Raw genomic sequence first — 20,941 nt, 5'->3', positions numbered from 1 at the left:
CTATCTGGTTTTCGCCGGCTACAGAATACCGCTGATAAAGCTTTCCGTCTCCTGCCAATCCCCTGTCAGCAGATCAACATGCTCTTCGCGTGTCATTGAGGTCAGGAACCTCGGGTCGGCGATAAACTGGATCTGAATGGACGAGGGCAGGGAGGCGTTCACGGAACTATGGTTGGTTGGGCTGTCGTCGATGAAGACAATGGGAGAAGGTCGGCCCGCGGCGAGGGCCGCGACCGCGCCGCCCTTGGGTCCTGAGTTCGTTAACACCGGATAAGTAAGTCCCTTGGCGGCCAGCAGGTTCTCTCTAACCGGCTTGTTGTGCGCGCCTGGAAGATTTGTCAGTAACACAACGTCCCAATCGTTGGACAGTTTCTGGAGCGCCATGTCAGCGCCCGGTACCATGTCCTGATGTGGGCTGATTTCGTCGAAAAATCTCAACAGCAGTTGCTTGACCTCTGCCGCACTCAGTGATGTGCCGGTTTTCTTGTCGCCGATGTTTCCGGTCAGTCGGTATTCGTACTTCAAGAACATCAGACCGTTGGAATGAAGATAGTCCTCCAAATGGGTCGTCAGATGCAAAATGACTTCATCGACATCACAGACAATCAGCGGTCTACCAGACGCTGGCAAGGCGCGGATCTGACCCAAAACTTCGGGTAAAACCGGTGTCGGTTCAGGCATGGTCTTCCACACCTCCGCTCAAGGCATATCGGGCGGCGGCGATCATGGTCGGTCGGATGCTGGCATTTTCACAAAAGGCAAGCAAAAGAGCTTCGTCCATCATGTAGAACTCCAGAACGCCAGCAAGAAATCCTGGCTCTCCTGCTGCTTCCCGAATCATTTCTGGGCCAATACCTGAAAAAGCCAGAAAACGACCTATCTGTTCTGGCTCCCGGCTCAACTGCAGCAGTGCTTCAGTGGCAATTCCTTGTGCTTCTTCAACGGATAATGACTTTCCGTGTATATTTTTCATTGTGTTTTTTTGCCTTTCTGAAACGATTCCGGGTTAGAAGAAACCTAATGCGGACCGGGGAAGGGTTCCATAGCGGATCAGAATTGCCGCAAATTGAAAGATGGGACCGGCTCCGAGCCGGGTGAAGGGCCGGACTTATGGCAAAATCGGTGTTAATCGTCGAAGACAACGAGCTGAACATGAAATTATTTCATGATCTGCTTGAGGCGCACGGTTACGACACCTTGCAGACCCGGACCGGAATTGAAGCTCTCAAGCTTGCGCGGGAACATCACCCGGACCTTATCCTGATGGACATCCAGCTCCCGGAAGTTTCCGGGTTAGAGGTTACAAAGTGGATCAAGGAAGACGAGGACATTTCGTCTATTCCCGTAATTGCGGTGACAGCATTTGCCATGAAGGGTGATGAAGAGCGCATTCGGCAGGGTGGATGCGAGGCCTATATCTCGAAGCCCATTTCAGTCGCCAAGTTTCTGGAGACGGTGCGCGCCTATCTCGGTGAAGCTTGACCGGCGTGCCGGAAAATACTGCGCCAGTGAAAGATTTCGCAAAGACTTCGAGCAATCACGAGTTGTCGTAACTCGTTCATGAGCTGCGACTCTGGTCAATGAAAACGAATTTCAAGCTCACATTAAGGTTACGAATTTACTAAAACCGCATTGTTTCTGTGTATATTTCGCGGAATTTATTGCAATCAGGCAACAATAAGGTACTGTGGCCGAAGATTAGGGTTTTCCCTGATGGCCTTGTTGACGCGGTTGTGATTGCCGCGACGTTAATCTGGTATTTAGTTTCCCCTCGGAGTGCTCAGGTCCGCCGCATCTCCTGGGTCCGTGGGGCAGGTCGGTTGGGAACCGGCCGATGAGTGGCCTCCTCGAATGCCGTGTTCCCGCCGACCACAAATTCTCTCTGAACATCACACTTTTGACTTCTCGCGTCTAAAGCCAAGCGCGAGGTCACGTCAAAAAAACAAAACCCGCCGAAATGGCGGGTTCCGATCGTTGCTTCATTCAAAACCAGATTACTTGATCTTGGCTTCCTTGAACTCGACGTGCTTTTTGGCAACCGGGTCGTATTTCTTTTTGACCATTTTTTCGGTCATCGTGCGGGAGTTCTTCTTGGTGACATAGAAGAAGCCGGTGTCCGCCGTGGAGAGGAGCTTGATTTTGATTGTTGTCGCCTTGGCCATGGCCTTGGATCCTGTTCTCTTGTGTCGGGCAAAGAATTCTCGCGGCCAGATTGGCTGGCGGTGACTCTACCCCAATGTCTGAAATCAGCGCGCAAAGTACTCATCAGGTTGTCAAAGTCAAGCGTTGCGTGCGGTCCTGGACGATTTTTAACGGGTATCGGCAATGTGCGCGAACCAGCGTGTAGGGGAGTGAGCGGCCAAGACTGACAAACCTACTCGGATTTCGGTACGCGGTTGGCAACCGCCTTGATTTCGATCACAGCCCCGTCCCGCACAAATCCGGCCACTTCAATGGCAGTCCAGGCGGGATAGGGTTCCTCGACAAACTCTGCGCGTATCTTCTTGAAAAGCTCAAGATGGTCTTTCAGGCCAATGTGATAGGTCGTCATTTCCACAAGAGCATTATAGCTCAGGCCCGCTTTGGCAAGCACCAGCCCCACCTTTCGGAAGGCCATGCGAGATCTGTGTTTCAGGATCACCGGACAGGTTTCCGTCTGCGTCAGCACCGGTAAATCCTGAAAAGAACAGGAAATCTCCGCAAGCCAGCCCTGGCGACATTTTCCAGTCGCTGTAACACCCCTCCAACTCGTCAGGAATGATAGCGCGGTCTTTCATGGAACAAGGCTCCATCTGTTGCAGCTGTTCAACTATAGCATCGCAGCAGGCGATACGGTGCGCTGAATTCCGAACAGCTACAAAAAGTCCCGCACAAACGCACCGTTGCGAAAATAATAGTAAGGAACGGCAGTACCTGGAGACAGGTCCGGGTCCGTTTCCAGTCGGCTTTCCAGGTCGGCCAATATCTTTGTCGTGATCAACGGCAGCTCTTTTTCTCGCGCCTCTTCAAGCGTGAGCCAGGCACAGTCTTCCAATTCCCCGGAAGGACCTTTCCCATCCGGCAGCCTATCGGCAATCGCATCGGCCCAGACCGAAAAGAAACGGGTATCGAAGCGGCGAGGGCGTTTCGTCGGGGTAACCGCCCTGGCGATCATGCGCAGCCCGCCAAGGTCAGGCTGAATGCCGCGTTCCATGAAAGCCTCGAAGCCTGTGCCGAGCCGTTGAGGGGTTCCGCTGTCCTTCTTGCCGATGAAAAGCCCGGCTTCTTCATAGGTCTCTCGGATTGCCGCAAGTGCGAAAGCACGGACACGTGCTTCGGTCTTGACCTTTTTCAATCCCTTTGAAAGACGCGCCTGAACGTCCGGGTGATAGGGAAGCACATTTGCTACTCTGGAGTCTGCCGGATCGACCCGTCCGCCGGGGAAAACGAATTTTCCGGGCATAAACGTGTGGCGCATGTGCCGACGGCCCATCAGCATTCTGACGTCACCCGATCCGTCCCTGTCGAGGATGAGCAGCGTGGCAGCGTCCTTGGGCCGGATATAGGGGTAGTCGCCGGCCTTTTCGTCTTTCGCCAACTGCTTTTCGAATGAACCGGTCATGGGGTGCCTTCGTGCCCCGCCGACATGTCGATAACGGGCATGTCGTCTTCGGCTTCGGGATCGAAACCGTGCATGTAGAGGGCCCATTGCAGACCGACCAATGCCCCCTTTACGGGCCGCATGAGAGCGAGTGCCAGGAAAACGGTGAGTGGCAGCCAGATCGACATGTGGATCCAGATTGCCGGGCGCCACATGACCTCGACAACCAGCAGGGCTGGAATGATGATGTGGCCGACAATGGTGATCGTGAAATAGGGCGGTGCATCGTCCGCGCGATGATGATGAAACTCTTCACCGCAATTCGAACAGGCATGGCGTGTTTTCAGAAAGCCGTCAAAGACCTTTCCTTCGCCGCAGGCCATGCAGCGATTGAATGCGCCCCGCAACATTGCCGGCATGACTGCTCGGCGCGGTTTGGCTGCTTTCTCGGGCGGCGCAGCAAGGTTTTCATTCAACTCATAGCGAACCGTCACAAGGCCCTCCTTCGGCTTTGTTTCCGTGTGGAGGTCTTGTTGCGTCCGCCTTTGGGCGGACCGCGCCGCGCCTTGGGAGTTGCTTTGCGAATACGTTTCCCTGCCATCCGTCCATGGCTGAGAATCTCGAATTTGAGAGCTCCGGCAAATGGCGCAGCTTCAACAAGCCTGACTTCCACCTGGTCACCAAGTTGATAAGTCTCGCCGGTTTTGTCACCTATCAAGGCATGCGACCCTTCGTCGTAGCGATAGTAGTCGACACCAATCGTCGATGCGGGAACGAAGCCATCAGCACCGGTGTCTTCAAGGCGCACGAAAAGTCCGGACTTTACGACACCCGCAATTCGTCCCTGAAACGTCGCGCCGATCTGGTCGCTCATCCAAAGCGCGATCAGGCGGTCGATGGTATCGCGCTCCGCCAGCATCGCCCGGCGTTCGGCAGAAGATATTTCTGCGCCGATAGCTTCGAGTTTGGCCTCAATTCCGTCTTGCAGACCATCATTGCCAAGGCCCAGGGCCGATATGAGGCCGCGATGGACAATCAAATCCGCGTATCGGCGGATGGGTGATGTGAAATGAGCATACCGCCGCAGGTTCAGTCCGAAGTGGCCGATATTTTGCGGCGTATATTCTGCTTGTGCCTGACTGCGCAGGATCACCTCGTTGACCAGATGCGCCTGCGGCGTGTCTTTGACCTTGGCCAATATTCCGTTGAACACCGCGGGCCTCAATCCACCGGATGATGGAAGCTTCATGGACAATGTCGACAGAAACTCCTTGAGGCTTTCAAGTTTTTCCGGGGTAGATGCATCGTGAACCCGGTAGAGCAGGGGCGACTTCTTTTTTCCAGTGTTTCCGCTGCTGCGACATTCGCCTGGATCATGAACTCTTCGATGAGTTTGTGTGCATCGAGGCGCTCAGGAACGTAGACATGATCAACAGTGCCGTCGGGCTTCAATTTGATCTTTCGTTCAGGCAGGTCAAGCTCCAGAGGTTCCCTGGCCGAGCGCCCCTTCTTCAAGACCTCGTAAGCTGCCCACAGTGGCTTCAGAACGCCCTCAAGGAGCGTTTCTGTCCTTTCGTCGGTTACACCGTCTATGGCTTTTTGAGCTTGCAGGTAGGACAGCTTGGCGGCCGAGCGCATCAGAACCCGGTGAAAGGTGTGATTGACCTTGCGTCCGGTCTTGTCAAAGACCATGCGCGCACCCATCGCAGGCTTGTCTTCTTTTTCCTCAAGGAGCAGAGCTGGTTTGAAATGCGCTCCGGCAACATGGGAATGACGCGATCCGGGAAATAGACCGAGTTTCCCCGCAAGTGTGCTTCGCGATCCATCGGCGATCCGGGCGTGACATAATGGGCCACATCGGCGATCGCGACATATACGACATATCCGCCTTCATTTTGCGGATCGTTGTCCGGTTCCGCATAGACGGCGTCGTCGTGATCCTTGGCATCGGGTGGGTCGATAGTGATCAGCGGAACCTGACGCCAGTCTTCGCGCTTACCCAGTTTTTCAACGGGCTTGGCGCTGTCAGCCTGCTGCACAACTGCGGACGGAAAGACATGCGGAATGCCAAGCGACTGAAGTGCAATCTCCGAAACAGCCTTTTCCGAGTTCATGGAGCCGAACCGCTCCACGATGGATGCGCGCGGGTGGCCATATCGACCGGATCTCGTCACCTGGACACTGACGAGGTCGCCGTCGTCAGCTTCCTTCATCTCTGCCGGGTCAACATCCAGTTCCCGTTGCTTTCGGTCTATCGGCTCCAGATAAGCCGGTCGGTTTCCGTCGCGTTTGCGAAGGATGCCGAGGATAGCGCCTTGCCGTTTTTCTAGAACTCTGATGACACGGCCGACATGTTCCGCTTCCGGGCCGGTCTCTGCTTCAGTCAGGCGGATGAGCGCTCTGTCTCCGACCCCGGCCTGGGTATTCTTGGTCTTGCCGGTAAGAACTAGAATTTTCGGTGGTGCACCTGCTTCCTCGTCCCAATCGACCGGAGTTCCCAGGAGCTCGCCATCCCTGTCGCGGGCGTTCAAGCTGACGATAAAGACGGACGGCAAGTCGCCTGGCCGGATCATACGCTTGTTGCGCTTTTCAATCAGACCGTCATCCGCCAGGTCCTTGAGCATTTTCTTGAGCTGAATGCGCGCGCCGCCGATGATCCCGAAGTGGCGTGCGATTTCCCGCTTGCCCGCACGCCCGGGATTGTCAGCTACAAATGCGAGAATATCCTCACGGGAGGGCATTTCGCCGGGTACCTTGGCGTGTTTTCGGTTTGTATGTTTGCGCGTGTTAATGCGTTTTGCGCTCAAGAGGCGTCATCCCAGGGTACCTCGTCCGACGAAGCATCCACTTTGGCCTTGGTGGAAGTCTTTTTTGTGGTGGCCTTCTTGGTCGTTGTCTTTTTCGCCGTGCTTTTCTTGGCAGTTGCCTTTTTCTTTCCGCCGCCCTTGGCGGCCTTTGCGGCGATCAATTCAAGCGCTTGTTCCAACGTGACGGCCTTTGGATCCGAATCCTTTGGCAGAGTGGCGTTGATTTTGCCGTGTTTGACATAAGGCCCGTAGCGCCCTTCATAGACATTGATGGGACCACCCTCGTCGGGGTGGTCGCCGAGTTCCTTCAACGGTGTGGCCGCAGCACCGCGCCGACCACCGCCTTTGGCACGCTTTTCGGCAAGCGCGTCAACGGCACGATTGATGCCGACGGAGAAGACCTCATCCGGCGTGGACAGATTGGCGTAGGTGCCTTCATGAAGAACGAAAGGTCCATAGCGGCCAATACCGGCGCTTATCATCTTGCCGTCTTCAGGGTGAGGTCCGACCTCGCGAGGCAAAGATAGAAGCTGAAGAGCCTTGTCCAGGTCCATATCAGACGCGGACCACCCCTTGGGCAGAGAGGCGCGTTTTGGCTTGGCTTCTGCGCCAAGCTGAACATATGGACCGAAACGACCGGTTCTTAGCGATACTTCCTGTCCGGTTTCCGGGTCGACACCGAGCACCTTGGGGCCTTCATCCGCGTCGCCATCTTCGCCGCTCGGTTTGCCCAGTTGGCGGGTGAACCCGCATTCGGGATAGTTGGAACAGCCGATAAAGGCGCCCCAGCGGCTGACTTTCAGTGAAAGTTGTCCAGTGTCGCATGACGGACATTTGCGCGGTTCGGTACCGTCTTCCTTGGGCGGGAAGATATGCGGACCAAGCAGCTCGTTCAGCGCGTCAATTACTTGTGCAACGCGCAGATCCTTGATTTCATCGACCGCACCGGAAAAACCGGTCCAGAAGTCCCGCAGAACGTCGAGCCAGGAAAGCTCGCCAGCTGAAATCTTGTCGAGTTTCTCTTCAAGACTCGCTGTGAAATCGAACTCAACATAGCGCTGAAAGAAGCTTTCAAGGAACGCAATAACGATTCGGCCCTTGTCCTGCGGTACCAGCTGCTTCTTGTCGAGCTCGACATAGTCGCGGTCGCGAAGCGTTTGTAGCGTCGATGCGTAGGTTGACGGACGGCCGATGCCGAGTTCTTCCATCTTCTTGACGAGACTAGCCTCGGTGTAACGGGGCGGAGGTGTCGTAAAGTGCTGGCTTGATTCAATCGCTTCCGTCGATCCGTCGACGGAAGTCGCGCTCAATGAAGCGCCCTGATCGACCAGAGGCAGACGCTTTGAGTTTTCGTCGTCGTCGTCGTCGCGGCCTTCCTGGTAAAGAGCCAGGAAACCATCGAAGCGCACCACGGACCCTGTTGCGCGCAAGTTGGCACGCTTGCCCGAGCCATCGGCGACAATTTCGATAGTCGTACGCTCCAGCACAGCCGATTCCATCTGCGACGCCATGGTGCGCTTCCATACCAGCTCGTAAAGTCTGGCCTGGTCCGGATCGAGGAACTGGGCAACATCCTTGGGACGGCGGGAAAGGTCGGTCGGTCGGATCGCCTCGTGTGCTTCCTGGGCATTCTTTGCCTTCGAGGAATATACACGCGGTTTTTCAGGTACGTATTTGTCGCCGAAGTCCTTGCCGATCACCGAGCGGGCCGCAGCAATTGCTTCACCGGCAATTTGCACGCCGTCTGTACGCATGTAGGTGATCAGACCGGATGTCTCACCACCTATGGAAATGCCTTCATAAAGCTTCTGCGCAACTTGCATGGTACGGGACGCGGCAAATCCGAGTTTGCGAGAGGCTTCCTGTTGCAGGGTGGAAGTTGTGAATGGCGCAGCCGGATTGCGTTTGGCGGGCTTGGAAGCAACGCTGTCTACGCTGAAACTGGCGCTTTCCAGCATGGTCTTGATCGTGGTGGCTTCCGTCTCGTTCTTGATGTCGAGACGGCCGATTTTCTTGCCGTCGAATCCGGTCACTCCTGCCTGAAACATATCGCCGGCAGGCGTCTTCATATTGGCGAAGATCGACCAGTATTCCTGAGATTCAAAGGTTTCAATCTCCATTTCCCGGTCGCAAATCAGCCTCAGGGCAACGGACTGAACACGCCCGGCCGAGCGCGCGCCCGGCAGTTTGCGCCACAAGACTGGAGAGAGGGTGAAGCCAACCAGATAATCGAGCGCGCGGCGGGCAAGATAGGCATCGACAAGCGGGGCATCCAACTCGCGTGGATTGTCCATCGCTTCCAGGATTGCCTTCTTGGTGATCGCATTAAAGACCACACGTTCCACCTGCTTGTCCTTCAGGACACGCTTTTTCTGCAACACTTCAAGCACATGCCATGAGATGGCTTCGCCTTCACGGTCGGGATCGGTTGCCAGAATGAGACGGTCGGCTTCCTTGACTGCATTTGCAATCTCGGTCAGACGCTTTTGGGACTTGGAGTCCACTTGCCAGCTCATGGAAAAATTGTCGTCCGGCAGCACCGAGCCGTCTTTCGCCGGCAAGTCGCGCACGTGGCCATAGGAAGCCAGAACAGTGTAATCGGAGCCTAGATATTTGTTGATCGTCTTGGCTTTCGCCGGCGATTCCACAATGACGACGTTCATTCTTACCCAAATAATTTTTGCCGGAAACGGGGCTGCCGACCGGTGGAGAAGGAGATCTTTCAGATACTGCGTTGGCGCAGACGATCAAGGATCGCGCGCCGCCTGTCAAATGGACCTTTGAGACACATCGGTCAAGTTATTCGCTGCTGATACGGGTTATCCACTGAGATTCAAGAGATTTCTTCCTATCACATCAGGAGTGAGATTTTGTTGCCCGGATGCCGTTCAAGACGTCCGCCAAGCTCCAACTCGAGAAGCAGGACGTGAAGTGTGCGGGCATCGACTTCGGCAAAGCGGATGAGTTCGTCGACATCGACTGGTGTTGGACCGAGTGCCGAAAGAAGCTTGTCCCTAAGCTTTCCACTTGGCTCTTCCCGGGCTGGGGACGGTCTGCCGGGTTCCAGCAGTTTTGGCTGAAGCGGCAGGACGGGCTCAAGTCGTCCCGACAAGCCCTCCAGGATGTCCTCAACACAAGTAATAAGAGCTGCACCTTGCCGGATCAATCCGTTCGTTCCGGCTGATCGCGGGTCGAGAGGGGAGCCGGGAACGGCGAAAATGTCACGGTTCTGTTCCAGGGCGTAGCGCGCCGTATGAAGCGAGCCGGAGGCTTTGGCCGCTTCGATCACGATGACACCCAGGGAAACCCCTGAAATTAGTCTGTTTCGCCGCGGAAAATCGCGCCCGCGCGGTTTCCAGCCCAGAGGCATTTCACTGATCGCGGTTCCGCCAGCATCCAATATGCCGGCAAGCAAACGGTCATGTTCGGGTGGATAGAGAATGTCGATACCACCTGCAAAGGCGGCAATCGTGCCGGACGGGGTCGCAGCTTCGTGGGCTGCTGCGTCAATGCCTCTGGCGAGCCCCGAAGCGATGACAAATCCTTCTTCACCAAGTTCCTTTGCAAACCTTGCTGCCAGCTTGCGGCCTGAAAGCGAAGCGTTTCGAGCGCCGACTATTGCAAGCATGCGAGATTGACCGAGTGCGTTTCCACCTTTCACAGACAAAATTGGAGGAGGAGCGTCAATATGCATCAAATGCTGCGGATAGTCCTGTTCGCCATAAGCGACAAGCCGGGCACCTTTGGAGCGGTGGGAAGAAAATTCGGCTTCAGCTTCTTCGAGTGAACAGATCTTGATCGCCTTCTTGCCGCCGCGACGGGACAGTGCCGGTAGCATCTCCAAGGCATTTACGGCAGATCCTGCATGATCCATCAGATCGTGGAACGTTGCCGGACCGATGTTCTCAGATCGTATTAGCCGAAGCCATGCAAGTTTCTCGGCCTCTGCGAGGCTCTTGCTTTTATATTGAGCTGAGCTGCTCACGAGCCTCCGTTGTCCGGCTCGGGTGCCGTTTCTACTGCTGGTTTGGAAGTCGAGCCGATCTTGCTCTCTTGTCCTTTGAGAAGACGGCCAATGTTTTCATTGTGTTTTAGCCAGAGCAGGACCGAAAGCAGCAGGAAGAGTTCCGCAAACTGCGCTTGCTGGAAAGCCACAAAGAGCAGGATTGGCGTCAAAAGGGTCATGGTCAAAGCTGACATGGACGAATAGCGGAAAACGACAGCCATCGCGACCCAGATTGCGGCAGCCAAAAGAAACATCGGCCAATAAAGACCAAGCAGAATGCCCAGATAAGTGGCGACGCCTTTTCCACCTTTAAATTTCAGCCAGACAGGGAAAAGGTGTCCGAGAAACGCGCCCAAGCCGGCAACAACCGCCATATCCTGACCATAGAACGAACCCGCGACCAGCACCGCGACAGTTCCCTTCAGCCCATCACCCAGCAGTGTGGCCGCTGCAACGGCCTTGTTGCCCGTACGCAGAACGTTGGTTGTCCCGATGTTGCCGGAGCCGATCTTGCGAATGTCTCCAAGGCCCGCCATGCGCGTGAAGATCAGGCCAAACGGTATCGAACCGAGCAGATAGCCGAAGACAAGCGCAGCAACAAAATATGGCCAGGCGAATTCCCAGCTTATCGGATCAGGCACGCTCTTTTCCTTCAGGTAGTGCACAAGGCAATTTGCACCGGCACTGTAACGGTATCGCTTATCGGATCAAGGAGATCGTGGTCAAAACGGCTTGCCTGGTGGAATAGGGTGTTGATCACCAACAGAAATCAGGCACCACATTTAATCTGACAGTTTGTACTTTTCAGCTTCGACCACCAGGGAGCCGAAGGGAAGCGAAATGGCCGCCCGGAGAGGCACCAGATAGGGTTTGCTGCCAACGGGTGCGAGCCAGACCTCCATGGATTTGTTGGCAGCGAGCTCCTGAATGGCTTTGCGCTTCGGCCGGTGACCTGAAACAGGCTCATAACGTACCCGGCAGACGATTACCTTGCCCTTGAAACGCCGGTCAGCCGTTTTTGTGGTCCGCGTGCTTTTGTAGCTCAGGTGCGCATCATATCGCTCCTTGCCATCGTAGATATGCAGCGTTCGGTTGCAGCTTTCCTTCTTCAGTCCGTTCGGTGCAGGTAGGATGGCGGCTGACAGGGGATCAAGGACGTTCTTCAGGTGACCGGCTGTTACCTTTATCCGCTCTTTCATTCGATCCTGAGGAGGATCGACTGCAACCTTTTTGACGTCCCTGGAGCGAATTGTCATTGCGACCGAACCGCTGTCATCCTCACTCTTGATGTCAAGTGAATAGGCTTCAGGCTGTAAATTGCGATCTCGCACACCGCCGCGCACTTCGGCTGAACCTCTGCCGTCGGAAACGAGTCGCCCGAATGCTGCTGTCTGGCCTTTTGCACTCAGCGAATAGCTTTCGTCGTTCACATTCAGCAGCAGGACGCCTGACCCGACGGGCAGCCCAAGCGCATAGAGCTTGTATTTCAAGTAGAGATCCGCTCCTGCCGCCGGTGCGAGGCTTATCAGTTGGAGCGAAAAGAAAAATGCCAACAAGCGCATAGAGCGGTCCAATCCGGTTCATCGTCGCGAACAAGATCCCGGAGAATTGTGGCACCAAACAGGACGCCGGAACATCTTGGCCCTGCTTGCAGTCTGGTCTGGATGCCATAGCAACAAACTCACAATAGCCGACGGTACACTTGTTTTCGCCAGCGAACACTGCGGGACGCAAAGGCAACAACAGAGCTTGAGTGCACCTGGGTTGGTTCGGTTCGGTGCACTGGCTAGGCGGGTAACCGCTTGCGCTGGAAAAAACACACCTAGATGTCAATGACGTTCAAAAGGAGCCTGTGAGGATGCGAAAGTCGATTTTCATTGGGATGATCTCGGCTTTGATCCTGTTTTTGAGCCCCAATGTCCTTTTGGCTCAGTCCGAACTTCCAAACCCTGGCCGTGTGCTGGAGGTCGAAGTGCCAGCGCCCGCACTGAAAGGTAATCTGGTCGGGACAAACAGCATCCAGAAAGCCGCCATTTATCTGCCTCCCGGCTATGATCTTTCAGAGGACCGTCGCTACCCGGTCATCTATCTTCTGCATGGCATCTTTGATGATTACGGCGTCTGGGTTGAAAACTTTGAAGTCCCGAAGATCCTGGACCGATTGATTGCACGTGACGAGATCCCGGATCTGATCGTTGTGATGCCAAATGGCGGTAACAGATTTGGTGGAGGCTTTTACCGAAATTCACCCGTGATAGGAAACTGGGCTGACTACATCGCAGAAAACTTGGTGGACTTTGTTGACAATGAATTTCGTACCGTGGCGAACACCGCAGGCCGCGCGGTAGTGGGCCATTCCATGGGCGGTTACGGCGCACTGAACCTGGCGATAACACGGCCAGATGTTTTTTCGGTCATATGGGCGCTCAGCCCTTGTTGTCTTGTGCCCGAAGAAGATCTGAGTTTCGGCAACGATGCCTGGCGGCGTGCAGCGGCAGTTGAAAAAATCGAAGACCTTCAAGAGCTGCTTGAGGCCGGAGACTTTTATCCGATCGCTCTCCTGGGTATTGTGACTGCTTTCAGTCCCGATCTTCATGCCGCCCCGTTATACGGTGACTTTCCATTTGATATCGTTCGCGGCGAAATAGTGCTCGACGATGAGGCTCTCGACCGGTACCTGGATCAGTTCCCGGTTCGCCAGATAAGGAATGCACGCGAAAGTCTCCGCAGCCTTCACGGGTTAGGTATGAGTGTCGGGCTGGATGACCAGTTCCTTCACATCCCTTCAGGGACGCTAAAATTTTCACAGGAGCTGGGCAAAGAACGGGTTCCGCACAGGCTGGATGTTTATGACGGAGACCATCGCGAACTCGTCGGAGAACGTCTGGAAAGCACGGCATTCCCTTGGGTGGCTGAGCGACTGACGTCAACCAAATAGGGTTTAGGCAGAGCGTGGCTCTAAGGATTTACCGGCCCACAATCGTGCTGAAAGGGCTGGCATTTTCCCCACTATCGGCCTCAGGAGTAGCGATACACTGTTTTGCCCGCTACAACAGTGGTCAGAACCCGGCCTGAAAACCTTGCATCTTCAAAAGGTGAATTCTTTGAGCGGGATCTGATGGCGCTTTTTTCCAGCACCCAGGGCCGTTCCGGGTCAAAAACCGTGACATCCGCCGGTGCGCCCTTGGTCAGTCGGCCTGTTTCAAGACCCAGTCTGTCGGCGGGGCGGCACGTCATCGTCTTTAAAAGCGTTTTCAGATCAACCTGCTCTGTATGATAGAGCCGCAGTGCCGCCGCAAGAAGGGTTTCCAGGCCAATCGCTCCATCTTCTGCTTCTGCCCACGGATGACGCTTCGTTTCCACGTCCTGGGGGTCGTGATTTGAACAGATGATATCGATGGTTCCATCCGCGACAGCTTCGATCATCGCCTGCCGGTCGTCTTCATCCCTGAGTGGCGGGGACATCTTGAAGAAGGTCCTGTAGTCTCCAATGTCGTTCTCGTTGTGGGTGAGATTGTTGATCGAAATGCCCGCAGTTATGTCCAAGCCCCGCTTTTTGCCTGTGCGAATGACATCAGCGCTGTCAGAAGTCGAAATCAGGTTCGCGTGATATTTGCCTTTCGACATACCGACCAGGCGCAAATCCCGTTCCAGCATGATGATTTCCGCCTCGCGGGGAATGCCCGAAAGGCCTTTCCAGCTCGCATTGAGACCGGCATTCATAACACCGCCTGCCAGGTCGGGATCTTCGGTGTGATGGATAACAAGAGCGTCGAAATCGCGGGCATAGGTCATGATACGCCGCATGACCTGGGCGTTTTTGAGGGAAATGTGCCCGTTTGTAAAAGCAACGGCACCGGCTTCCTTGAGCAGACCGATTTCGGCCATTTCCTTGCCGTTGAGCCCCTTGGTTAGCGCAGCAAGCGGATGAACGTTGACGATCGCGGTGTCGCGGGCGCGTCTCAAGATAAAGTCGACCAGTGCCGGATCATCGATTACCGGATCCGTATCGGGCATGGTACAAATCGTGGTAACCCCGCCCGCCGCTGCCGCCTGTGACGCGCTGGCAAGGGTTTCGCGATGCTCAGCGCCCGGTTCTCCGACAGAAACGCACATGTCAATCAGGCCGGGGCAGGCGATAGCGCCTTTGCAATCGATGATTTCGGCCCCGTAAGGTGTTCCTTGGTTGGCGGCTTCCGGCCCGGCAGCCAGGATTGTGCCGTCGGCAATGATGACCGAGCCCGGTGCGTCCAGCTCGCGTACTGGATCGATCACTCTGGCGTTGGAAAGAACCAGAGGTTTTGGTGTGTCGAGTGCCACGGTGTCTGTCCCCGGTTCAGTTGTTCGGTAAATTGGCGGCGAGTGCTTCAAGAACAGCCATGCGGACGGCCACACCCATTTCGACCTGTTCCCGGATCAGGCTTTGAGCGCCATCTGCAATGGAGGCATCGATTTCGACACCGCGGTTCATCGGTCCAGGATGCATAACCAGCGCGTCGTCACGCGCAAAGCCAAGCTTCTCTGCATCAAGGCCGTAGTAGCGATAGTACTCGCGAACAGAAGGAATGAAGGCCCCATTCATGCGCTCGCGTTGAAGGCGCAGCATCATGACGATGTCAGCGCCCTTGAGGCCTTCGCGCATGTCGTTGAAAACCTCGACACCCATCTTGGCGATGCCTGAAGGCAGCAATGTCGACGGTGCGATTGCCCGGACCCGCGCGCCGAGAGCATTCAGCAAGATGATGTTTGAACGGGCGACACGCGAGTGGGCAATATCGCCGCAAATAGCAACGGTGAGCCGGGCGATTTTCCCCTTATGCCGCCGGATTGTCAGAGCGTCGAGAAGAGCCTGTGTCGGGTGTTCATGCGGGCCGTCTCCCGCATTGACAACAGAGCATCCAACTTTTCGCGCCAGCAAATGAACAGCGCCTGCAGCGTGATGGCGCACAACCAGGAGATCCGGATGCATCGCATTCAGCGTGGCCGCCGTATCGATCAGCGTTTCGCCTTTCTTCACCGAGGATTGAGAGACCGCCATGTTCATGACGTCTGCCCCAAGCCGCTTGCCAGCCAGCTCAAAAGAGCTTTGGGTGCGGGTTGAGTTCTCGAAGAAGAGATTGATCTGGGTTCGCCCCGCCAGCACATGCTTGCGTTTGTGGATCTGCCGGGAAACTTCAACAGCTTCTTCAGCTCTGTCCAGTAGGCCCAGAATTTCGTGGGGGTGAAGACCCTCTATGCCCAGCAAATGTCGATGGGGATAGGGGTTGTCTCGATGGGAGTCTTTCGCGGTCATCGAGACCATCCCTATATGGGGAATCGCACGCCTGTACAAGAAACAATTCGCATCGTGCCCGCTGTCCACATGTCAGCTAAGGATTTGAACAATTGGACAAATATTGAAAGCGTTCCGGGTTCTTGTCTGACATGTCATGTGAAGATCAGCAGAGCGACAGGAATAGTCACGGTGGCGGCCAGTGTCTGCAACGTGATGATCTCCGCCATGAGTTTTGCATCGCCGCCAAGTTGCTTTGCCAGAAGGTAAGAATTGCTAGCGCATGGCACGGAACAGGCGATGATGACGACGGTCATCGCCGGACCCGAAACGCCGAACAACATGGCGCAACCAAAGCCCAAGAGCGGCATCAAGACCGGTCTTAGGAATGTTCCCATCGTCAGGGCCGGGCCGGGTCTTCTAAGCGAACTCAGATCGAGACCGGCGCCGACGCAAATAATGCCGATCGGCAGGGCTGCCCTGGAAAAGATTTCAAGCGTGTCGCTGACAACGAATGGCAGGCTCAAGCCGCTGAAGTTGAAGACAATACCTGCGCCGATGGAGATGATGAAAGGATTCGAATAGAGATCCCTGAGAACCTTGGCAGCGCTGGGAGCAGGGCCGCTTGCGTAGCGTGACAGCACTATGATGCTCATGATGTTCAATGGCAGGATCATGAACACCATTGCAACTGCCATCAGTGCAAGTCCGGTGTCGCCCAGAATATTGTCCGCGATTGCGAGCGCTATCATGACGTTCCATCGCAGAGTGCCTTGAAAAATCGACGTGAAGCGCGTCGCGGCTATGCCCCAGATGCGCTCGATGACCGGCTGAAGCAGTAGCAACACACCTGCCATGACAAGGATCGCGGCAAGCAGTGCGAGGCCGAGATCCAGCGTTGGAAAACTAGCAAAATCTGCCTGTGAAATCGTCCGGAAGAGAACGGCTGGAAAGAGCGCATAGAAGGCAAGCTTCTCAACACCGCGCCATTGTTCACCCGTAATCAGGCCAATGCGTGCAAGAAGGTACCCGGAGGCAATAACAAGAATAACCGGCGTCAGCGCGGCAAGGGTCGTCAGCATAGTGTGATGGTCGCGAATTGGATAAGCCCGGCTCGCCCGATAGCGGGAAAGCCACTTAACAGACGGCAGGGCAGGTTGTCAGCTATCTAATCCCATAAATCCCAACCGGTCCAGAAATCCCTGAAGAATGAAGGCTGCGGCCATTTTATCGACTACTTCAGCTCTTTTTGCACGGCTGGAATCGGCTTCCAGAAGCGTGCGCGTCACAGCGGCGGTGGAAAGGCGCTCGTCCCAATAGGTAATCGGAAGATCGGTTTTCTGCGAAAGGTTGCGTGCAAACGCGCGTGTCGCCTGCGCCCGCGGACCTTCGCTGCCATCCATGTTCAAAGGAAGACCGAGCACGATACCAGCGACATCCTGACTGGCGCATAGGCTCAGCAGGTGCTCCGCATCGATAGTGAACTTTTTGCGCTTTATTGTCTCCATTGGCGTTGCGATGCCGCGGCCAAGGTCAGAAAGTGCAAGTCCGATGGTCTTGGTGCCGAGATCGAGGCCGATCAACCTGGTATTGGCAGGAAGCGTGGCCACAAAGTCTTCAAGTGAAAGCGCGGGATCATTTGCCATGCGGTGCCTTTAACAGGCCCAATGGCTCTGATCCAGCGTGAAAACGCTCTTCAAAGCCCAAAGTCTTGCCGGAGACGACATTGCCTCCGGTCATCCCATTGGGAACAAAATCGAGTGGTTCCATTGCGCAACAGGCTTTCAAAATCCGTTGACCTGACATTGTGCAATCGCGTCAAAAGAAGTTTCATGCGAGTTAAGAGTAACGCTCCCGGTGCTCAATTGGAGTGCTCGGAATAGGAGCAGACAAAGAGGCGGCACAAATGAAATTGACGTGGTACGGCCATTCCGCATTCAAGGTCGAGGTCGATGGTGCATCCATCCTCATAGACCCTTTCCTGACAGGCAATCCTTCGTTCCCGGAAACACATTCGGTTGATCAGGTTTGTGAGGGTGTGAACCACGTTATTCTGACACATGGTCACGACGATCATATCGGAGACGCGGTCGAGATCCTCAAAAAGACCGGAGCGCTGTTGACGACAAACTTCGAGATTTGCATGTGGGCCGGCCGACAAGGTGTTGAGAACATCAACCCGATGAATAGTGGCGGAATGGTTGATACCGGCAAGTTCAAGGTGGCGCTGACGTCGGCTTTGCATTCCTCTTCCAAACAAGGCGACGGCGAAGCCATATATCTTGGAAATCCGCATGGCGTGATCATCGAAGCGCCTGATGAACCGGTTCTCTATCATATGGGCGATACGGATATCTTTTCCGACATGTCACTGATCAACGAGATTTACCAGCCGAAGATCGGTCTTGTGCCCATTGGTGACCGGTTCACCATGGGCGGTAAAGTGGCCGCAATGGCTTGTAAGAGATTTTTTGAATTCGACACCATTGTTCCCTGCCACTATGGCACCTTTCCGATTATTGATCAGACGGCAGAGACATTTGTTTCGGCTCTCGGGGCCGACTCAGGCAAGGTAAAGAGCATGGAGCCCGGTTCCGGGATAAGCATCTAACCGGTATTTGGAGACAAGTGAAAGTGAACATCTCTGTGAAGTCGCTGCTGGCATTGCCGGTATGTTTGTGTTTGTCGCTGGCACTTGTTGCAAATCCGGTTTTTGCGGCGGACAAATCCATTACACCGGACGGAAAGCCAGCCCCGTCGCAGCCTCTGGCAAAGCCTGGCTCCAAGGCAGCGGTCGAGGCTGAAAGCGCCGCCAAGACACCGTATGAAAAGGTCCAGGAAGTGTTCTCCGGTGATCTCACGGTCGCAGGTGAGAAAGTCGCATTTCCGCAGGACAATCCATCAGTGAAGTCTTTGATCGTCACGATGGAACCGGGAGACGTGACAGGTTGGCATCAACACCATGCGCCTTTGTTCGCGTATATCCTGGAAGGCGAAATAACGGTGACCTACGAGGAAATTGGCAAGAAGGTCTATCGGGAAGGTGAGGGCATTCTCGAAGCTATGAATGTGACACATCGCAGTGAAAACACCGGAAGCGGGCCTGCGAAGATTCTGGCTGTCTTTTTGCTGGGCGATGATGGCAAAGCGACGGTCGATCAAGCCGCACCCGGTGCTAACGGGGCCAAGGTCGAGTGAGTGTTCAACGCCGGGTAGTTGTCATGTAGCTGCACCGCAGGTGGCAGCGATCGCGGGCGAGATCGGACCAAGATAGAAGTAGTTGTCCAGCCCAAGCGCAAACACAGAAACGCCGATCAGACTGTGTTCCAGCCACACGGCTGCGAGAGATTTGTATTTCCGGTATGTCCGGTAAAAGAAAAGACCTGCGACAGCGGCAAGAACGACCGACACCCAGGTGCCGAAGATGATGTGTACCCAGCCGAAAAGAGCCGCAGATACCAGTAAGGCCGGCAGATAGGTGAGATTGAAGGCGTCCATCCGCCAGGAAGCATACGCCCGGAAGGCAATTTCCTGAGGAAGAACGGAAACAAACCCGTAGAAGACCACAATCGATGCCATCATAAGAGGCGCCGCGCGTGGAATACAAAATAGTCTGTCCGGATTGAGGACAAGAACGACAAGCGCAATCGCTCCAGTGCCAAGGAGCCATCTGGCAAAAATGCCAGGTAACGCCTTGACGCAGCCTGCCCAGTTGACCGCGAGATAACTCGTCTCGACGCCATTGGCTTTTAAGCGCCAGAAACAGTAACCGGCGACAAGGAAGATTGTTGAGAATCTGAGGAATCGAACGCTCAGACCTGTCAGGACAATTGGACCGACGACAATCGCTAAAAGCTCAAGAACAAGCAGGGCCTTCCCAGTGCCGGGCTTGGTTCGGCTCAAATTGCCGGAACTTTGGATCCCTTTCTGCAACGCAATACTGCCGTTTCAAGGCGTGTGCCACATCATCACCACTGGCAACGCGTGTCGTGTCTCACAAATGGCAGGACGACCGGCAGTTCTCTTATTTTAATCGCGCGACACGCGCGTTTATCATAGACGATTGAGCAATGCCGGTGTGGGCCACGCATCAGCTGGCAAGCCGAGGCGCTCCTGGACCGCCTGAACGGCGGCGCGGGTCCCGGAGCCGAGAATACCGTCGATCTTGCCGACATCAAAACCCATGCTCTGAAGTTTGGTTTGCAGCTGTTTCATCTGAGCGTCGTTCAGGCCCGGGTCCGGATTGCCCGCAGTATAACGCGGAGCTCCGGCAAGCCGGGTTGCGAAATAGGCCGCTGTTGTCGTGTAGATGAAGGACTGGTTCCATTCCAGATAAATGTTGTAGTTCGGATAGGCGAGAAACGCCGGACCTTTGCGACCTTGTGGCAGCAGGAGTGAAGCCGGCAGGTTGCTGGAGATTTGCCCCCAACGGGACTGGACACCGAGTGCTGCCCACTGCGCTCCGGTCTTGGTTTTTCCAAGCCCGGTCTCGGCCCAGTTGAGGTTCTGCGGCACCGCGACTTCCTGAAGCCAGGGTTCACCGCGTCTCCAGCCAAGATGCTGAATGAAGGCACCTGCTGTCAGGATTGCATCTTCCGCGCTCTGCTTCAGGCGCACATGACCGTCGCCATTTCCGTCCTTGCCGAATTTGATGATGTCTTCAGGCAGCATCTGGACCATGCCGATTTCACCTGCCCAGGCCCCGGTTGTGCGCTGTGGGTCTAGGTCGCCATGCTGGACCATTTCGATAGCAGCGATAAGTTGCGGCCGAAAGAGCTCGGGCCGCCGGCAATCATGTGCAAGCGTCGCGAGTGCGTTGACCGTATTGAAATCGCCCTGGACCGCGCCGAAATCGGTCTCCAATGCCCAGAATGCCGTGATGACCGGTGCCGGAGCGCCATATTCCTGCTCTGTACGCTGAAAGATAGCGGCATATTTCTTCATATTGGCCGCGCCGTTCTTCATGCGGTAGTTGGAGATGACCCTCTTGGAAAAGTCCAAAAATGTCATCTTGAAAACACCCTGCGCCCGATCTCGGGAAAGGACCTTTCTGTCGATCTGGGCACCTGCCAGTGTCTTGTCGGCCGCGTTGGCGGAAAGGCCCTTGGCGACGGCTTCCTGCTTCACGCCCGCCAGGAACTGACGGAAGTCTCCGCCACATTGCTGTGCGAGACCCGGTGCAGTTGTCAGGCAAAGTCCTGCAAGGGCAGCGAGGGTGAGTTTGGAAGTGAATTTGGCACGGCGGTTCATGAACAGTCCTGTCGTATTCTGGCGCA

Annotated in this window: 20 protein-coding genes and 1 pseudogene; 4 read left to right on the top strand and 17 right to left on the bottom strand. The window is 55.3% G+C overall.

The annotated features are described in order from the left end of the window. Positions 1-18 precede the first annotated feature (18 nt). Both ACZ1HV_RS04310 and ACZ1HV_RS04305 read right to left on the bottom strand, forming a co-directional pair. Positions 19-681 carry a hypothetical protein gene (locus ACZ1HV_RS04310; RefSeq protein ID WP_472717420.1) on the bottom strand — a complete coding sequence of 221 codons (663 nt, stop codon included), beginning with the start codon at positions 679-681 and terminating at the stop codon, positions 19-21. Continuing rightward, entirely contained in the window at positions 674-973 is a 300-nt protein-coding gene (locus ACZ1HV_RS04305) for a DUF3572 domain-containing protein (protein WP_298814281.1), read from the bottom strand. Before ACZ1HV_RS04305 ends, ACZ1HV_RS04310 begins: the two co-directional genes overlap by 8 nt. A 137-nt stretch (positions 974-1,110) precedes the next feature. Between ACZ1HV_RS04305 and ACZ1HV_RS04300 the strand changes: the two genes are divergently transcribed. Beyond that, a complete protein-coding gene (locus ACZ1HV_RS04300) occupies positions 1,111-1,482 on the top strand; it encodes a response regulator (RefSeq protein WP_298814279.1) in 372 nt (123 codons plus the stop codon). Between the two features lie 512 nt (positions 1,483-1,994). Here the strand turns inward: ACZ1HV_RS04300 and rpmG are convergent. The 9 genes and pseudogenes from rpmG to ACZ1HV_RS04255 form a co-directional block, all read right to left on the bottom strand. Further along, positions 1,995-2,162 carry a 50S ribosomal protein L33 gene (gene rpmG / locus ACZ1HV_RS04295; protein WP_055676652.1) on the bottom strand — a complete coding sequence of 56 codons (168 nt, stop codon included), beginning with the start codon at positions 2,160-2,162 and terminating at the stop codon, positions 1,995-1,997. 212 nt (positions 2,163-2,374) lie between these two features. Then, on the bottom strand, positions 2,375-2,668 hold the full coding sequence (locus ACZ1HV_RS04290; RefSeq protein ID WP_472717419.1) for a Rid family hydrolase: 294 nt from the start codon (positions 2,666-2,668) through the stop codon (positions 2,375-2,377). 186 nt (positions 2,669-2,854) lie between these two features. Beyond that, the gene (locus ACZ1HV_RS04285; RefSeq protein WP_472717418.1) at positions 2,855-3,601 is read right to left on the bottom strand and encodes an NUDIX hydrolase; all 747 of its coding nucleotides are present in this window, start codon (positions 3,599-3,601) and stop codon (positions 2,855-2,857) included. Next, positions 3,598-4,074 (bottom strand): DUF983 domain-containing protein, encoded by a 477-nt coding sequence (locus tag ACZ1HV_RS04280; protein WP_298814276.1) that lies wholly within the window; start codon positions 4,072-4,074, stop codon positions 3,598-3,600. The genes ACZ1HV_RS04285 and ACZ1HV_RS04280 overlap by 4 nt, the downstream gene beginning before the upstream one ends. Continuing rightward, a pseudogene (rnr, locus tag ACZ1HV_RS04275) lies at positions 4,071-6,321 on the bottom strand (ribonuclease R). Before rnr ends, ACZ1HV_RS04280 begins: the two are co-directional and overlap by 4 nt. A gap of 62 nt (positions 6,322-6,383) precedes the next feature. Beyond that, a complete protein-coding gene (topA, locus tag ACZ1HV_RS04270; RefSeq protein ID WP_472717417.1) occupies positions 6,384-9,050 on the bottom strand; it encodes a type I DNA topoisomerase in 2,667 nt (888 codons plus the stop codon). A 188-nt stretch (positions 9,051-9,238) separates the two neighbouring features. Continuing rightward, entirely contained in the window at positions 9,239-10,372 is a 1,134-nt protein-coding gene (gene dprA / locus ACZ1HV_RS04265) for a DNA-processing protein DprA (protein WP_298982241.1), read from the bottom strand. Further along, complete coding sequence (gene plsY, locus ACZ1HV_RS04260) at positions 10,369-11,034, bottom strand: glycerol-3-phosphate 1-O-acyltransferase PlsY (RefSeq protein WP_298982239.1); 666 nt, start codon at positions 11,032-11,034, stop codon at positions 10,369-10,371. The genes dprA and plsY overlap by 4 nt, the downstream gene beginning before the upstream one ends. 141 nt (positions 11,035-11,175) lie before the next feature. After that, the gene (locus ACZ1HV_RS04255; protein WP_472717416.1) at positions 11,176-11,955 is read right to left on the bottom strand and encodes a DUF3108 domain-containing protein; all 780 of its coding nucleotides are present in this window, start codon (positions 11,953-11,955) and stop codon (positions 11,176-11,178) included. Between the two features lie 296 nt (positions 11,956-12,251). Here ACZ1HV_RS04255 and ACZ1HV_RS04250 point away from each other — a divergent pair, with 296 nt between their 5' ends. Further along, positions 12,252-13,331: an alpha/beta hydrolase gene (locus ACZ1HV_RS04250; protein WP_472717415.1), complete on the top strand. Its 1,080-nt coding sequence runs from the start codon at positions 12,252-12,254 to the stop codon at positions 13,329-13,331. Positions 13,332-13,411: 80 nt separating this feature from the next. Here ACZ1HV_RS04250 and ACZ1HV_RS04245 read toward each other — a convergent pair whose 3' ends face one another. The 4 genes from ACZ1HV_RS04245 to ruvX all read right to left on the bottom strand — a co-directional run bounded on the left by ACZ1HV_RS04245 (position 13,412) and on the right by ruvX (position 17,311). Further along, on the bottom strand, positions 13,412-14,713 hold the full coding sequence (locus ACZ1HV_RS04245) for a dihydroorotase (RefSeq protein ID WP_472717414.1): 1,302 nt from the start codon (positions 14,711-14,713) through the stop codon (positions 13,412-13,414). A gap of 16 nt (positions 14,714-14,729) precedes the next feature. After that, positions 14,730-15,686, bottom strand: a complete 957-nt coding sequence (locus ACZ1HV_RS04240; RefSeq protein ID WP_298814268.1) for an aspartate carbamoyltransferase catalytic subunit — start codon at positions 15,684-15,686, stop codon at positions 14,730-14,732. Between the two features lie 134 nt (positions 15,687-15,820). Continuing rightward, positions 15,821-16,747: an AEC family transporter gene (locus ACZ1HV_RS04235; RefSeq protein ID WP_472717413.1), complete on the bottom strand. Its 927-nt coding sequence runs from the start codon at positions 16,745-16,747 to the stop codon at positions 15,821-15,823. Positions 16,748-16,825: 78 nt separating this feature from the next. After that, a complete protein-coding gene (gene ruvX / locus ACZ1HV_RS04230) occupies positions 16,826-17,311 on the bottom strand; it encodes a Holliday junction resolvase RuvX (RefSeq protein ID WP_298814266.1) in 486 nt (161 codons plus the stop codon). A 260-nt stretch (positions 17,312-17,571) separates the two neighbouring features. Between ruvX and ACZ1HV_RS04225 the strand changes: the two genes are divergently transcribed. Both ACZ1HV_RS04225 and ACZ1HV_RS04220 read left to right on the top strand, forming a co-directional pair. Continuing rightward, complete coding sequence (locus tag ACZ1HV_RS04225) at positions 17,572-18,276, top strand: metal-dependent hydrolase (protein ID WP_298814265.1); 705 nt, start codon at positions 17,572-17,574, stop codon at positions 18,274-18,276. A 23-nt stretch (positions 18,277-18,299) separates the two neighbouring features. Next, positions 18,300-18,863: a cupin domain-containing protein gene (locus tag ACZ1HV_RS04220; protein ID WP_298957764.1), complete on the top strand. Its 564-nt coding sequence runs from the start codon at positions 18,300-18,302 to the stop codon at positions 18,861-18,863. 21 nt (positions 18,864-18,884) lie between these two features. Here ACZ1HV_RS04220 and ACZ1HV_RS04215 read toward each other — a convergent pair whose 3' ends face one another. Continuing rightward, positions 18,885-19,568, bottom strand: a complete 684-nt coding sequence (locus ACZ1HV_RS04215; protein WP_472717412.1) for a CPBP family intramembrane glutamic endopeptidase — start codon at positions 19,566-19,568, stop codon at positions 18,885-18,887. Between the two features lie 150 nt (positions 19,569-19,718). Continuing rightward, the gene (locus ACZ1HV_RS04210; RefSeq protein ID WP_472717411.1) at positions 19,719-20,915 is read right to left on the bottom strand and encodes a lytic murein transglycosylase; all 1,197 of its coding nucleotides are present in this window, start codon (positions 20,913-20,915) and stop codon (positions 19,719-19,721) included. Positions 20,916-20,941 lie beyond the last annotated feature (26 nt).

This window comes from Roseibium sp. JB4-4 (genome assembly GCF_055693425.1).
The sequence above is the reverse complement of the archived record's forward strand: the minus strand, read 5'-3'. Positions and strand labels throughout refer to the sequence as shown.

Excerpts from the sequence above, each read along its gene's own strand:
- ACZ1HV_RS04310 (WP_472717420.1), bottom strand. The coding sequence starts at position 681 with ATGCCTGAACCGACACCGGTTTTACCCGAAGTTTTGGGTCAGATCCGC.
- ACZ1HV_RS04305 (WP_298814281.1), bottom strand. The coding sequence starts at position 973 with ATGAAAAATATACACGGAAAGTCATTATCCGTTGAAGAAGCACAAGGA.
- ACZ1HV_RS04300 (WP_298814279.1), top strand. The coding sequence starts at position 1,111 with ATGGCAAAATCGGTGTTAATCGTCGAAGACAACGAGCTGAACATGAAA.
- rpmG (WP_055676652.1), bottom strand. The coding sequence starts at position 2,162 with ATGGCCAAGGCGACAACAATCAAAATCAAGCTCCTCTCCACGGCGGAC.
- ACZ1HV_RS04285 (WP_472717418.1), bottom strand. The coding sequence starts at position 3,601 with ATGACCGGTTCATTCGAAAAGCAGTTGGCGAAAGACGAAAAGGCCGGC.
- topA (WP_472717417.1), bottom strand. The coding sequence starts at position 9,050 with ATGAACGTCGTCATTGTGGAATCGCCGGCGAAAGCCAAGACGATCAAC.
- ACZ1HV_RS04255 (WP_472717416.1), bottom strand. The coding sequence starts at position 11,955 with ATGCGCTTGTTGGCATTTTTCTTTTCGCTCCAACTGATAAGCCTCGCA.
- ACZ1HV_RS04250 (WP_472717415.1), top strand. The coding sequence starts at position 12,252 with ATGCGAAAGTCGATTTTCATTGGGATGATCTCGGCTTTGATCCTGTTT.
- ACZ1HV_RS04240 (WP_298814268.1), bottom strand. The coding sequence starts at position 15,686 with ATGACCGCGAAAGACTCCCATCGAGACAACCCCTATCCCCATCGACAT.
- ACZ1HV_RS04235 (WP_472717413.1), bottom strand. The coding sequence starts at position 16,747 with ATGCTGACGACCCTTGCCGCGCTGACGCCGGTTATTCTTGTTATTGCC.
- ruvX (WP_298814266.1), bottom strand. The coding sequence starts at position 17,311 with ATGGCAAATGATCCCGCGCTTTCACTTGAAGACTTTGTGGCCACGCTT.
- ACZ1HV_RS04225 (WP_298814265.1), top strand. The coding sequence starts at position 17,572 with ATGAAATTGACGTGGTACGGCCATTCCGCATTCAAGGTCGAGGTCGAT.
- ACZ1HV_RS04210 (WP_472717411.1), bottom strand. The coding sequence starts at position 20,915 with ATGAACCGCCGTGCCAAATTCACTTCCAAACTCACCCTCGCTGCCCTT.